11 protein-coding genes, 1 tRNA gene and 2 rRNA genes (1 of these 14 running past the window's edge) are annotated in these 14144 nt (G+C 61.6%); 2 read left to right on the top strand and 12 right to left on the bottom strand.

From position 1 onward, the window contains the following. Positions 1-23: 23 nt before the first annotated feature. The 3 genes from FE240_RS18505 to FE240_RS18495 all read right to left on the bottom strand — a co-directional run bounded on the left by FE240_RS18505 (position 24) and on the right by FE240_RS18495 (position 4707). Positions 24-1967, bottom strand: a complete 1944-nt coding sequence (locus FE240_RS18505; protein WP_042048532.1) for a DNA topoisomerase III — start codon at positions 1965-1967, stop codon at positions 24-26. A gap of 68 nt (positions 1968-2035) precedes the next feature. Beyond that, entirely contained in the window at positions 2036-3118 is a 1083-nt protein-coding gene (locus FE240_RS18500) for an endonuclease/exonuclease/phosphatase family protein (RefSeq protein ID WP_042048534.1), read from the bottom strand. Then, a complete protein-coding gene (locus tag FE240_RS18495; RefSeq protein WP_052449522.1) occupies positions 3115-4707 on the bottom strand; it encodes a GGDEF domain-containing protein in 1593 nt (530 codons plus the stop codon). Before FE240_RS18495 ends, FE240_RS18500 begins: the two co-directional genes overlap by 4 nt. 147 nt (positions 4708-4854) lie before the next feature. Here FE240_RS18495 and FE240_RS18490 point away from each other — a divergent pair, with 147 nt between their 5' ends. Continuing rightward, positions 4855-5745, top strand: a complete 891-nt coding sequence (locus tag FE240_RS18490; RefSeq protein ID WP_042048535.1) for a DMT family transporter — start codon at positions 4855-4857, stop codon at positions 5743-5745. A 40-nt stretch (positions 5746-5785) separates the two neighbouring features. Here FE240_RS18490 and FE240_RS18485 read toward each other — a convergent pair whose 3' ends face one another. From FE240_RS18485 to arcA, 6 genes are all read right to left on the bottom strand, one after another. Continuing rightward, on the bottom strand, positions 5786-6643 hold the full coding sequence (locus tag FE240_RS18485) for an AraC family transcriptional regulator (RefSeq protein ID WP_042048536.1): 858 nt from the start codon (positions 6641-6643) through the stop codon (positions 5786-5788). After that, positions 6640-6789, bottom strand: coding sequence for a hypothetical protein (locus FE240_RS18480; RefSeq protein ID WP_156991838.1), 150 nt, complete (start codon positions 6787-6789; stop codon positions 6640-6642). The genes FE240_RS18485 and FE240_RS18480 overlap by 4 nt, the downstream gene beginning before the upstream one ends. Before the next feature lie 176 nt (positions 6790-6965). After that, on the bottom strand, positions 6966-8369 hold the full coding sequence (locus tag FE240_RS18475; RefSeq protein ID WP_042048537.1) for a YfcC family protein: 1404 nt from the start codon (positions 8367-8369) through the stop codon (positions 6966-6968). A gap of 122 nt (positions 8370-8491) precedes the next feature. Next, on the bottom strand, positions 8492-9496 hold the full coding sequence (argF, locus tag FE240_RS18470) for an ornithine carbamoyltransferase (RefSeq protein WP_042048539.1): 1005 nt from the start codon (positions 9494-9496) through the stop codon (positions 8492-8494). A gap of 50 nt (positions 9497-9546) precedes the next feature. After that, on the bottom strand, positions 9547-10473 hold the full coding sequence (gene arcC / locus FE240_RS18465) for a carbamate kinase (RefSeq protein WP_042048540.1): 927 nt from the start codon (positions 10471-10473) through the stop codon (positions 9547-9549). Positions 10474-10538: 65 nt separating this feature from the next. After that, positions 10539-11759, bottom strand: a complete 1221-nt coding sequence (arcA, locus tag FE240_RS18460) for an arginine deiminase (RefSeq protein WP_042048541.1) — start codon at positions 11757-11759, stop codon at positions 10539-10541. 736 nt (positions 11760-12495) lie between these two features. Between arcA and FE240_RS18455 the strand changes: the two genes are divergently transcribed. Next, positions 12496-12663: a hypothetical protein gene (locus FE240_RS18455; protein ID WP_156991839.1), complete on the top strand. Its 168-nt coding sequence runs from the start codon at positions 12496-12498 to the stop codon at positions 12661-12663. A 446-nt stretch (positions 12664-13109) separates the two neighbouring features. Here FE240_RS18455 and FE240_RS18450 read toward each other — a convergent pair. From FE240_RS18450 to FE240_RS18440, 3 genes are all read right to left on the bottom strand, one after another. Then, positions 13110-13186, bottom strand: a tRNA-Asp gene (locus FE240_RS18450). Positions 13187-13282: 96 nt separating this feature from the next. Then, a 5S ribosomal RNA gene (rrf, locus tag FE240_RS18445) occupies positions 13283-13397 on the bottom strand. 103 nt (positions 13398-13500) lie between these two features. After that, positions 13501-14144 (bottom strand): 23S ribosomal RNA (locus FE240_RS18440) (it continues 2243 nt past the right edge of the window).

Below are 14144 nucleotides of genomic sequence, written 5' to 3'. Positions count from 1 at the left end.
AGGCCAAGGCCCCCCTGCTTCGCTTATGCCGACGTGGCGGCGGTTGGTCGTTTCCCCCCCGCGCCCGCCTTCCCCTTGCGCCGGGTGAAACGGCGCTTGGGCGCTTCGTTCTTGGGCAAGGCTCGAAAGCCGGCGCCATCGCTGTGGCGGGCGTCGTCGATGAGTTGGCGCAGCTGCACCTCGAGCGGCCCCATGAAGTGCTGGTAGCTCTCCTGGCGCTCGCCGATGCGCCCGAGCGCCTGCTCCCACAGGGCGGTCATGTCGGGTCGGCTGGCACTCTCGGGCAGGGCGTTGATGAGGGCGTGGCCGGTCGGGGTCGCCTTGATGCTCTTGCCCTGGCGGGCCAGAAAACGGCGCTTGAACAGCAGCTCTATGATGCCGGCCCGGGTCGCCTCGGTGCCGAGGCCATCGGTGTCGCGCAAGGTCTTGCGGATCTCCGGATCCTGCACGTAGCGGCCGATACCGGTCATGGCGGCAAGCAGGGTGGCGTCGGTGAAGGATTTGGGCGGCTGGGTCATCTTTTCGAGCAGTTCGCCGCGCTCGCACTGCACCGCCTCCCCCTCGCGCAAGGCCGGCAGGGTGCCTGCCGTCTCCTCGTCATCGTCCTCTTCCACCCCGAGCAGGCTCTTCCAGCCCGCCTTGAGGATGCGCCGCGCCTTGGCCTCGAACAGACCGCCCTGAATACGCACCAGCACCTTGCTGTCGTTGTACTCGAACGGCGGGTAGAACTGCATCAGGTACTGGCGGGCCACCAGGGCATAAAGCTTGGCCTCGTCACCGGAGAGGCTGCCAGGGTTGCCCCCCTTCTCGGTCGGGATGATGGCGTGGTGGGCGTCCACCTTGCTGTCGTTCCACGCCTTGCTGCGCAGCCGGCCATCGGCCTGCTCCACCGCCGCCGCCAACTGGGGCGCCGTGCTGGCGATCGCCTGGCGCACTCGCTCGGCGCGGCCATAGTGCTCCACCGGCAGGTGTCGGCTGTCGGAGCGCGGATAGGTGATGAGCTTGTGGCGCTCGTAGAGGGCCTGACAGACGTCGAGCACCCGCTTGGCGTCCATGCCAAAGCGCTTGGCGGCGTCGATTTGTAGGCTGGAGAGGTTGTAGGGAAGCGGCGGCGCCTGCTGCTTGGCCTTCTCGTCGACGGCCTCAACCTGACCACTCTGGCCCTGAATGCGGGTCACCACGTTCTCGGCCAGCTTGCGGCTGAGCACCCGCCCCTCCTCGTCCTGCCACGGCTGACACGCCTCGGAGGGGAGCCACTTGGCCGTGAACGGCTCGCCCGCCGCGCTGCGCAGGTGGGCCAGCACCTCGAAGAAGGGCTTGGGCACGAAGGCGGCAATCTCCTGATCCCGGCGCACCACCAGCCCGAGCAGCGGGGTCTGCACTCTGCCGACCGAGAGCAGCTGATCGCAGCCGGCCTTGCGCCCGACCAGGGTGTAGGCGCGGGTCATGTTGATGCCGTAGAGCCAGTCAGCACGGGTGCGTGCCAGGGCCGACACCGCCAGCGGCACGAAGTCGCGGTTGTCGCGCAGCTGCTCCACCGCCCGGCGTACCGCCGGCGGGTTCATGTCGCTGATGAGGCAGCGGCGCACCGGCTTGCCCTTGGGGTAGCCGAGGTAGTCGATCACCTCGTCCACCAGCAGCTGCCCCTCCCGATCCGGGTCACCGGCATTGACCACTTCATCGGCCTGCTTGATGAGCCGACGCAGCACCGCCAACTGCCCCTTGGTCTTGACCTTGGGATTGAGCTGCCAGCGTTCGGGCACGATCGGCAGGTGCTCCATGCGCCACTGCTTGAAGGCGGCGTCGTAGGCATCTGGCTCGGCCTGCTCGAGCAAGTGGCCGATGCACCAGCTCACCACGTCTCCCTGGGCGGTTTCGATGTAGCCCTCCCCCTTCTTGTGGGGCTTGGGCAGCACGTCGGCGATGGCACGCCCCAGGCTGGGTTTCTCGGCGATGAAGAGTCGCATGGATGAAGATACCGAAGTGGCTGTATATAAACACAGTATAGGGATTTCGCTCGCGTCGGCCAAGCCGCTCACAGCGCGATGTCGACCCACACCAGCCGGTGATCGGAGGAGGCATCGCTCCCCCGCGTGGTGGCAAACAGGGGCCCGAGCGGAGTGTGCGCCGCCTCCCAGCAGACACCGGCGCCCAGCGGGGTCAGCTCGCGCGAAGGCAGCACATAGTCGAGCCGCAGCCCCTGCCTGTGAGTCCAGCAGGCAGGATCGCCCTGGTGGCCGGGGCGCCGCCCACCCCATGCCAGCCCCCCTGCCGAGCGTGGCAATGCCACCCCTTCCCGGCTGGCGGGGTGCAGGCGCGGGTGCGCCAGCAGGCGACGGATCCGCTCATGATCCCCATCCCCATCACAGGGATCGGCGTTGAAATCCCCCAGCAGTACGAAGGCCTCTCCCTCGGCCAGCCCCCCCGCTTGCCCGGCGTCATCCACCAGATAGCCGGCATCGTCCAGGTAGTCGTGAAACAAGCGCAGCTCATCGCTGTTGCGCGCCAGATTGTGCGGCTGGAACACTGGGGGGGTCGGGTGCATGGCTAGCAGATGCAGCCGGCGCCCGTCGATGCACACCGGCACATCGATGTGATTTTTGGAGGAGAGCCGCAGCAGGCTGCGCGCCGGTTCGGGCAGGGAGGGCGGCAATGCGGCGCCGGGCACCTCGCACCAGCGCAAATGCCGGAAGCTGCGCAGTGCCGCCACCTCGATTGGGAAGCGCGACAGCAACAACATGCCGTACTGGCCGTGGAATTGGCCGAAGCCGTGGCAATCCTGCGGCGCCGTGATACGGCCATCCCCGTCGAGATCGCAGGGCAGCCGCTCCCCGGTATTGGTGGGGATGAGCAGGGCGTGCGGGTAGTCGATGGGGGCTCCGCCCCCCTCGGTGGCGGCCAGGAAGCGCTGCCGGAAAGCATCGACCGCGCCATAGTCGCGCCCCTCGCCGTCATGGTCGAACTCACACAGCAACAGGATATCGGGGCGCACCCGCCGGATGATCTCGGCCACTCTGGCCACCTGTGGCGCCGCCTGCCCCGCCAGCTCGCGGGCCAGCGCACCAAGCGCGGGGCGATCGAACGCCACATTGAAACTGGCCACCCGCAGCCTCGTCATGCGGGGGCCCCCTGCACCCGCTCCGCCTGCGGCGGCTCGCTGGTGATGCGGTTCTTGCCGCCGTGCTTGGAGGCATAAACCAGCTCGTCTACCCGCTGGAGGCAACTCTCGACACTCCCCCCCTGCACTCGCACCAAGCCACCGCTCAGGGTCACCATCAGCCCTGGCTCACGCCAGTGCAGCAGCTCCACTTCGAGGCGCAGATCGTCGAGCAGCTCGTGGGCCAGCACCGAGTCCTGCACCAGCAGGATCACCACCAGCTCTTCGCCGCCATAGCGGCAGAACCAGCCATGCTGGCCAAACAGGGCCTGCCCGGTCTGGGCCACCCGGCGCAGCACTATGTCGCCCGTGTTGTGGCCGAAGGTGTCATTGATGCACTTGAAGTCATCGAGATCGACCATGCCGAGATAGAAGGGGATGGATCGCTCAAGCAGACTGGCCAGTTGCCGATCGAAATAGCGCCGGTTATAGAGGCCGGTCAGGGCATCCAGATCCGCCTGCAAGCGGGCCGTTCGATAGTCGGCGCCCACGGCGGCCAACTCGGCATAGACATGGCTGAATTCGCGCAGCCGCTCACCCGGTACTGCGCCACTCGGGGTGCGCGCGGCCTGCACCAGACGACGCAACTCGTCGGCCATGCGCCGCAGATCCCGTGACCAGAGCAGGGCCACCACCAGATAGAGCAGGCAAGCGAGGCCGATCATCAGCAACAGGTTCTGCTGGGCTTGGGCCATGGCGGCCCGGATGCGCGATTCGGGCATGACGCTGATCAGCACCCAGTTGGCGTGAGAGAGGCGGTGATAGGCGACATAGAGGTGTGACGCCTCATCGAGGAAGGCCCCCGACTCACCGCTTAGCCGTGGCAACCAGGCCGGATGATCCATGTTATGCAGCAGGCGGGAGGTATCCGGCGTCGCGATCAGCGCCCCCTTCGCATCGACGATGAGCTGGTAGCTGCCGGCGGGCTCCCCCCCTTGCATCACACCGGAGAGATGGTTCAGCACCAGATCGGCGGCAAACACCCCTTGCAGCCGCCGTTCTTCATCATGCACCGCCCGGGACACCGTCATCATCAGCTCGCCGTTGGCATAGTCGTAATAGGGCTCGCTCCACACCACCTGCTGCGGCGTGGCGATGGCCAGTTTGTACCAGGGGCGCTGGCGCGGATCGAAACGCGCATCGGGTTGCCAGGCGGGGGTGACGAAGAGACGGCGTGACTCGGTGCCAAGGTAGACGGCCCGCAGATCCCCGCGCAGTTGCAGGAAGTGCTGCCAATCGTGAACGTAGTGGGTGAGACGCGGGGAGGAGATGCCCTGAAAGTGGCGGATATCGAGGTCATCGAAGATGAGATCGAATTGACGCTCCAGCTCGCTCAGATAGGGTTCGACATAGACGGAGCGCAGCTTGCGGTTCTCCTCCTGCAAATCTTGCTTGATCCGCTGCTCGAGCACGCTGCCAAGATGCAGGTAGTAGAGGCCGCCCAGCAGCAATACCGGCAGAAAGAGCAACAGCACGGCCCAGCGCATGCGGCTGACCAGTGACCAGGAGCCCGGTTGTTCCTGCGAATGATCCAACTGCTCGCGCTGCACGGCAACCCCTTGTCCCTGTCGATACGACTGAGCCTGAGCATATCAGCAGCCTGCCCGGGCCACCACATCACGCCTTCCTTCCCCCTGTTCAGATCGGGTAAGCTGCCTCAAGGCGCCAGCGGGCGCCCTCTCTTCATGGACGAAACGATGCAATCGAATCTGATGCTGCTGCTGGCTGCGGCCATCTGGGGCATGGGCTTTGTCGCCCAGCGCCTCGGCATGGATCACATGGGCCCTTACACCTTCAACGGCCTGCGCTTCCTGCTTGGGGCCCTCTCCCTGCTGCCCCTCATCCTCTGGCTGCGAACCCGTCAGCAGACCGGCACCTCACGCGAACTGCTCAAAGGGGGCCTCATCGCCGGCGGCGTGTTGTTTGCCGCCGCCTCCTTGCAACAGGTGGGGCTGCTCTATACCACGGCGGCCAAGGCCGGCTTCATCACCGGTTTCTACATCATCATAGTGCCGCTGCTCGGGCTGGCTCTGCGCCATAAGACCGGGCTCAACACCTGGATTGGCGGTGCCGTCGCCCTGGCCGGCCTCTACCTGCTGAGCGTCACCGAGGATTTCACCATGAACCTCGGCGACCTGCTGCAAGTCGTGGGGGCCCTGTTCTGGGCCATCCACCTATTGCTGCTGGATCACTACTCGAGCCGGGTGGCGCCGATCCGGCTGGCCGCCGTGCAATTTGTGGTGTGCGGCCTGCTCAGCCTGGCCGTGGCCTTCACCATCGAGGTGCCGAGTATGGCGGGCGCCGTGGCCGGCTGGCAGGCACTGCTTTATGCCGGTCTGGTCTCGGTCGGGGTGGGGTATACCTTGCAGGTGCTTGGTCAGCGCGAGGCACACCCCGCCCATGCCGCCATCATCCTCAGCCTCGAAACGGTGTTCGCCGCCATCGGCGGGGTGCTGCTGCTCGGTGAACACCTGGATAGCCGAGCCATGGCCGGCTGTAGCCTGATGCTGGCCGGCATGCTCATCTCTCAAGTACACCTGCGCTGGTGGTGGAAATCGCGCCGCGATCGGGTCGCCAACGCCAAATAAGACGAGGCGCCCTGTGGCGCCTCGCTCTTTTTGGGCAGGCCTAGCGCACGCTGGAGCAGAAACTCACGTCGTCGCGCAGCGGATCCTGACTCACGCTGTGGTAGAGCTCAAAGCAGGGGCCATCACCCAACTCCAGCCCGGCCGCGACGATCTCGCCGATATGCTCCTGCCAGCGCGGCCCGTACTGAGTGCGATCGGTGATGAGGTAACGCGACTGGGCATAGCGCCCGCCGGGAATGCGCTGGAGTTCCACCTCTCCTTCCCCCTGAGTGTCGGCAGGGACACTGATGCAGATATCGGTGCGGCACTGCTCCGGCGGTGTCACCTCAGGGCTGTCATGGTAGATAAAGATCCACTCCCCGCCCGTCAGACCACGCGCCGAGGCCCACTGGTGCAGCCGGCCACAAACGGCGTCATACCCAACACCATACGGGCCGGTCACCCGGATATAGGCCAGGGTGCGCGCCTCCATCTCAACGGTTTTCATGGCATTGCTCCTTGCTGATGAGTGGCCTTCAGCATAAGGGAGCAGCCCCTCCCAGACGTGTCCCTCCTTGCTCTCTTGGTGTCCAATCTTGCGCTTGTCACGACGAAACGCCCCCGGCGTACCGCCATAGTGGCGGCGAAATGCCTTGGCAAACGCTTGGGAACTGGCAAAACCGGCTGTGAGCGCGATCGTCGTGACGCTGGCATCGCTATAGCAGAGCTGCCAAGCCGCCCGCTGCATGCGTAACCGCCGGCACATCTCCCCCGGCGCCTCACCCGCCACGGCGGTAAAGACGCGGTGAAAATGGTAAAGCGAGAGGCAGGCTCGCCGCGCCAGCTCATCGAGCGACTGATCCGGGTTCTGCTCGAGCGAGCGCAGTACCGGCAGCAGGCGCTCACGGTAGTCGATCATGGGCGCCGCCCCGCTATGTCGATGGCGCTCACCCGCCCGCCATGGCACCGGCCATCACCGCAAGCCACCGCCGCCAAGCCACTCCAGCGATAAGGTGCCAGCGCGGCGGCATCCTGCGCCCGGGCAGGGCGAGTCGTGATCGTCATAGCGCCTCCTTAGCAAGGCCCCATCATGCCGTAAACGGCCCCGCCGGACACCCCTCAAACCGTCATTGTCACATGGTCTGGGGATGAGCCTTTCAGCACCGGCCGCAACAGTAGCGGCAATCCCAGACAAAACAACCGGAGCCATGGGCTCCGGTTGTCGCTGTCTAAGACGCGGCTTAGAACATGGCTCCGATACTCAAGGTAAGCATGATCAGCACCGTCAGGATGCCGAGCAGCGGGGCCACCCACTTGAGCCAGCGCACATAGGGAACCCGGGCGATGGCCAGCCCCCCCATGACCACGGCGGAGGTCGGGGTCACTAGGTTGACGATGCCGGAGGCAGACTGGTAAGCGGTGACCACCAGATCGCGACCCACGTTGGCGAAGTCGGCCAGCGGTGCCATGATCGGCATGGTCAGCACCGCCAGACCAGAGGAAGAGGGCACCAGGAACGAGAGCACCACTTCCAGCCAGTACATCACGTTGATGAAGACCACGGTGGAGAGACCGGTCACCATCCCTTCGGCGCCGTGCAAAATGGTGTGGGTGATCATCCCCTTGTCCATGATGACCACGATGCCGCGGGCAATCCCGATGATGAGGGCCACCCCGAGCAGGTCACGGGCACCGTCGATGAAGTTGGAGGTGAGCTGCTCTTCGCTCATGCGGGCGATGAGGCCGACGATGATGGCCGCCGCCAGGAACACGCCGGAGATCTGCGCCATCCACCAACCGAGTACCGCCACCCCGTAAATCATCACCGCGAAGGCACCGGCGAAGATGGCCAGCACTATCTTGCGGGTGGTGGTGAACTCGAGCATCTCCTGGCCCTTGTTGCCGAGGAAGTGGGCCTTGTTCTCTTCCATCTTGTCGGCCACCAGGGAGCGGCTCGGGTCCTGACGCACCATCTTGGCATAGCGCATCACATAGCCCACGCAGATCACCCAGCCGATGACCAGCATGACGACCCGCAGCCAGATGCCGTCGGTGAAGGGGATGCCGGCGGCGTTGGCGGCAATCACGGTAGCAAACGGGTTGATGGTAGAGCCGAGGGTTCCGATCCCGGCGCCGAGCAGCACGGTGGCAGCCGCCACGACCGGGTCGAAGCGAGCGGCCATCATCACCGGCACCAGCAGGGTGTAGAAGGGCAGCGACTCTTCGGCCATGCCGTAGATGGTGCCGCCGGCGGCAAACAAGGACATCAGGATGGGGATCATCCACTCCTCGCGGCCACGCAGGCGGTCGGTGACACGCTCGATGCCGGCATCGATGGCGCCGGTCTTGGTGACGATGCCGAGGAAGCCACCGATGATCAGAATGAACAGGGCGACGTCGATGGCACCGGCTTCATAGGTTTCGTGGTTGTAGAGGCCATCGACCGGGGCCAGCAGCACGTCGACCAGCCCCTGCGGGTTGGAGTCGACCTGCTTGTAGGTGCCGGCCACCGGGACTTCTTTACCGAGGGCCTGGTTCATGGTCATTTCGTATTTACCGGCCGGCACCACCCAGCTCAGGGCGGCCACCAGGGCGATCAACACGAACAATATGGTATAGGCTGACGGGAACTTGAATTTAGTCATGATTCAGCGTCCTTCTGTGTGGTAGTCCATGGGGCAGCCTTTATAGGTAGGGATTAGAGGTAAGATGCCGCCTGCTCATGGGGAAAAACCGGGGGTTGCCCCCCGGCACCACTACGGCGACCTTAGTCGCCCAGCGTAGCAACCATCACTGCCTTGATGGTGTGCATCCGGTTTTCGGCCTCGTCGAATACGATGCTGTGTTTGGATTCAAACACGTCCTCGGTGACTTCCAGCCCCTTCATGCCATATTTGTCGGCCACTTCCTTGCCCATGGTGGTCTCGTCGTTGTGGAACGCCGGCAGGCAGTGCATGAACTTCACATCCGGGTTCTTGGTGGCGTTGACCACATCCATGTTGACCTGATACGGGGTCATCAGCTTCACCCGTTGATCCCAGGCCTCTTTCGCTTCGCCCATGGAGACCCAGACATCGGTGTAGAGGAAGTCGACACCTAGCACCCCCTCTTTGACATTCTCGGTCAGGGTGATACGGGCGCCGGTCTCTTCGGCGATGAGTTGGCACTGTGCCACCAGTTCCTCTTCCGGCCAGAACGCCTTGGGCGCGACCAGGCGGATATCCATGCCCATCTTGGCGGCGCCGACCATCAGGGAGTTACCCATGTTGTTGCGGGCATCCCCCAGGTAGGCGAACTTGATCTGCTCCAGGCGCTTGCCCTTGCCGTGCTCCAGCATGGTCATGAAGTCGGCCAGGATCTGGGTCGGGTGGAACTCGTTGGTCAGGCCGTTCCACACCGGTACGCCGGCGTGGGCCCCCAGCTCTTCAACGATCTCCTGGCCGTAGCCGCGATACTCGATACCGTCATACATGCGGCCGAGGACGCGGGCGGTGTCCTTCATCGACTCCTTGTGACCGATCTGGGAGCCGCTCGGGCCGAGGTAGGAGACCTGAGCCCCCTGGTCAAAGGCCGCCACTTCAAACGCGCAGCGGGTGCGGGTGGAGGTTTTCTCGAAGATCAGCGCGATGTTCTTGCCGACCAGGTGCTTACGCTCGTAGCCACCGTACTTGGCCTTCTTCAGATCGATCGCCAGATCGATCATGTATTGGATCTCGCGCGGGGTGAAGTCGAGCAGTTTCAGGAAGTTACGGTTACGCAGGTTGTAGGCCATGATGTTTTCTCTCTTATATCTGGTTCAGACCAATGGGCAGTAGGGTGTGACTACGCTGTTACGTTTTCCTTGGCGACGATGTTGGTGCCGGCTTCTCCCCTGAGGATGGCCAGACCATCTTCCAGAGAGCCGATCCCGACCATGCCGCCGGTGGCTTTCACAAATTCGCAGGAGGCGTCGATCTTCGGCCCCATGGAGCCGGCATCGAACGGCACCTCGGCCAGCGCGGCTGGCGTGGTGATACGCAGCGGGCGCTGAGTCGGCTTGCCCCAATCTAAGTAGACGGCGTCGGCATCGGTCAGGATCAGCAGGGCGTCAGCCTTGATCTGCTTGGCCAGGTAGGCGGCAGACATGTCCTTGTCGATGACTGCCTCAATCCCGTTCAGGCGCTCGCCATCCCAGGTCACCGGAATACCACCGCCACCGGTGCAGATGATGAGGTGGCCCTGGGCAATCAGGGTTTCGATGGCGTCACCTTCGACGATGCGCTGGGGCAGCGGTGAGGGGACCACGCGGCGGAAGAACTTGCCATCCGCCTTAACCGACCAGTGCTTCTCCTCGGCCAGGGCACGGGCTTCCGCCTCTTCATAGACGGGGCCGATAAACTTGGTCGGGTTGGCGAAGGCCGGGTCCTGAGGGTCGACCTGCACCTGGGTCAGCAGGGCGGTGACGTTGCGGCTCGGCATCAGGTTCTTGAGCTCCTGGATCAGCATGTAACCGATCATGCCCTGGGACTCGGCACCCAGCACATCCAGGGGATAGGGAGAGACCTTGGTGTAGGCACTGTTTTGCAATGCCAGCAGACCGACCTGCGGGCCATTACCGTGCACCAGCACCACGTTGTAATCTTCGGCAATACGGGCAATGGTCTTGGCGGCGATGGCGATGTTGCGGCGCTGAATGTCGGCTTCGAGCGGCTCACCGCGACGGAGCAGGGCATTGCCACCAAGGGCGACAACGACTGTCGGTTTCTTCATGATTCGACTCTCTTGTTATTGGTTCCTACCTGGGTGCCCGCAAGCAGGCACCCGGTTTTTCAGTCTCAAATACCGTCGCGCTCCATCGGGCAACTCATGCAGCGAGCCCCGCCGCGACCGCGACCCAGTTCGTTCCCCGAGATGGAGAGCACCTTGATACCGGCCTTGTCGTACTTCTCGTTGGTGTAGGTATTGCCTTCGTAGCCGACCACCACCCCAGGACGCACGGTCAGTACGTTGTTGGCGTCATTCCACTGCTCACGCTCGGCCTCGAAGCTGTCACCGCCCGTGGTGATGAGCTTGAGCTGATCGACACCCAGCGCTTTTTCGATGGCGTTGACGAAGTAGCCCTCTTCCTTGACCCGCATACCGGTGTTGCCGTCCGGCGTGAGGGACCAGCACTTGACGTCCTTGCGGATCACTTCCGGGTAGACCGAGAAGGTGTCTATATCCATGTGGGTCATGACGGTGTCGAGGTGCATGCAACTGCGATGCTTCGGCAACTCCATCGCGATGACCTGCTTGGCCTGGCCGCTTTGGAACAGTCCGCGAGCCAGATGCTCAACCCCTTGCGGTGTGGTGCGCTCGGACATGCCGATGAGTACGGCGCCACGGCCGATGACCAGTACGTCACCCCCTTCGATGGTGGAGTTGTCGTAGTCCTTCAGCTCGTCACCGAAGTACTTGATGAACTCCTGACCGGCGAACATGGGATGCCAGCGATAGATAGCGCGCACATTATTGGTCTCGCGCCGGCGGGCGGCCTTGGCCATGGGGTTGATGGAGACACCGCCGTACACCCAGCAGGAGGTATCACGGGTAAAGAGGTGGTTGGGCAGCGGCTCGATGATGAAATCGGTCGGGGCATGCATACCGGCAACCATGTTGACGCCGCTGTAGGGCATCTCGCCGTAGGTCAGGCCACCGGAGAGGATGCGGGCCATTTCGCGGTGCGGCAGATCGGCCAGGTAGCAGCGCACGTCATTAGCGAACGAAGGACCGAGGCGATAATCGGAGATCTGGTTTTCCAGCAGCCACGCCTTGGCTTCCGGCACGTCCAGGGTCTCGGTCAGCAGATTGGTGAGCAGGAACACTTCCACCCCCTGGTCACGCAACACCTGGGCAAACTTGTCGTGCTCCTGACCGGCGCGCTCGACGGACAATACGTCATCAAACAGCAGATCCTGGCAGTTGGAAGGAGTGAGTCGTTTCAAGCTGAGGTTGGGACGATGCAGCATGACACGGCGCAGTTGGCCAACTTCAGATCCGACGTAGAATTTACTCATGGTGATATTCCGTCCTAGCAGTGGTCCTTGCGAGTGAATGAATAGATTCCTTCTATTCAAGCTCGTGGCTATGGCGGGATATATCGTATGTAGGGTATTTGGCTTGTGTTCTATCCTGCCTTCGCCTTTCGAAATGAAGGTTAGGACTAATACCCACCCATAAAATAGAGATAGATCACATTCACTCTGGAATGAATAAAACGCCCCTTTATTCTTTGAAGGGGCTAGCAAATATAAGCTTTTTCACGACAGCCGTAATGATTAAAAATACATTTTTTCATGGGAATCTTTCTTTCATGCACGCAGGAAAATTCACATGCACCTGTAGCCAACGAATATGATTTAAAAATAAACTCTTTCATATCAGCATGATGCGTTAAAAGCATCATGTTAATATAGATATCATTCACCAAATATGAATATTCATACCTTATCCGCTGATAGCCATACGAGATAAATAGTCATCCCGTACTGAAATGGTGAATAAAAATATTATTGCTTCAGATCAATGAAAACGCTGCCAGCCATATTTCAAGCACTACAGAAAGGGGGGATACACAAGATAGAAATAGATGGTTATTCACTCCTCAGGCATCATTCTCTACCCAAGAACTCCCCCTAAAGTAGCAAGTCGGAATGAGGCTTTTTTCACCTCTAAAATTTGCATACCGCCCTTGCTGCCTCCTTCTGCTGAGCGTTAACTGAAACGTGACACACATCACAAAGGAGAATGACCATGAGACCAATCCTGCTTGCCCTGATGGTGATGGTATCCTGGGTCCCCCAGGTTCATGCCGACGGAGCTCCTGCTATGCCCCTCAAGCTTTGCCAGATGGATCAGGCACAACCTCAACTGGTGCCCGAATATCAGTGCCTGTGGCATGAAATGAGTAAGAAGGGTTAAACGAAGAGGAGGGCTGGCCCTCCTCGTCATTTAGTTGTTGGTGGCACTGCGTGTGGCGTCAGCTCACCCAGTCGAGAGAACCGCAACTGAGATGATGTCAGAGCAGATCTGAGCCCTGCTGCGAGATAAATGACCGCACATGCCCAGCACAAAAAAGCCCGCCCTCACGGTGAGCTTCGATTGCGATGGCGCATCCAGGCATCTGATACATTCAAGCGCGCCGCTACCCCTCGAACCAAACGAAAAAAGCCCAGTCGCTCGACTGGGCTGCTCTTGCGTGACGGGGTGACTGCCGCGCGAATGGCAGAGGGTGAAACACAGGGCTGAGGGGCGGTATCCGAAGGTAGAGGCTATAGCGACCCTCTTCCGTCGTCCGGCGATTCAGCGATAAATGCCCCATGCAAAAGCAAAAAGGCCTTCCCGTCTGGGAAGGCCTTCGAAAATAGTGGCGGAGCGGACGGGACTCGAACCCGCGACCCCCGGCGTGACAGGCCGGTATTCTAACCGACTGAACTACCGCTCCGCATTCGGTTAGCTTATTAGCTAAATCATCTGCCGCTTACTGAGGTGTCATCCTCTCGGCCAACAATGTGATATCCACATCATCGTTTAATTGGGTGCCTGGCAGTGTCCTACTCTCGCATGGCATCTGCCACACTACCATCGGCGCTACAGCGTTTCACTTCTGTGTTCGGCATGGGAACAGGTGGGTCCACCGCGCTATGGCCGCCAGGCAAAATCGTAATCCGAAAAGCTGAGTGCACTCACGATACCCATCGCAAGCACTAAAGTCGTTCTCGCTTGTCACAAGCGCTCAAAACACTTCTTGGGTGTTGTATGGTTAAGCCTCACGGGTAATTAGTACGGGTTAGCTCAACGCATCGCTGCGCTTACACACCCCGCCTATCAACGTTGTGGTCTCCAACGGCCCTTTAGGACCCTCAAGGGGTCAGGGATGACTCATCTCAGGGCTCGCTTCCCGCTTAGATGCTTTCAGCGGTTATCGATTCCGAACTTAGCTACCGGGCAGTGCCACTGGCGTGACAACCCGAACACCAGAGGTTCGTTCACTCCGGTCCTCTCGTACTAGGAGCAACTCCCTTCAATCATCCAACGCCCACGGCAGATAGGGACCGAACTGTCTCACGACGTTCTGAACCCAGCTCGCGTACCACTTTAAATGGCGAACAGCCATACCCTTGGGACCAACTTCAGCCCCAGGATGTGATGAGCCGACATCGAGGTGCCAAACACCGCCGTCGATATGAACTCTTGGGCGGTATCAGCCTGTTATCCCCGGAGTACCTTTTATCCGTTGAGCGATGGCCCTTCCATACAGAACCACCGGATCACTATGACCTGCTTTCGCACCTGCTCGACCTGTCCGTCTCGCAGTTAAGCTGGCTTATGCCATTGCACTAACCTCCTGATGTCCGACCAGGATTAGCCAACCTTCGTGCTCCTCCGTTACTCTTTGGGAG

The organism is Aeromonas simiae (genome assembly GCF_014892695.1).
Classification (GTDB): Bacteria; Pseudomonadota; Gammaproteobacteria; order Enterobacterales; family Aeromonadaceae; genus Aeromonas; species Aeromonas simiae.
This window is presented reverse-complemented; position numbering and strand designations above follow the sequence as displayed.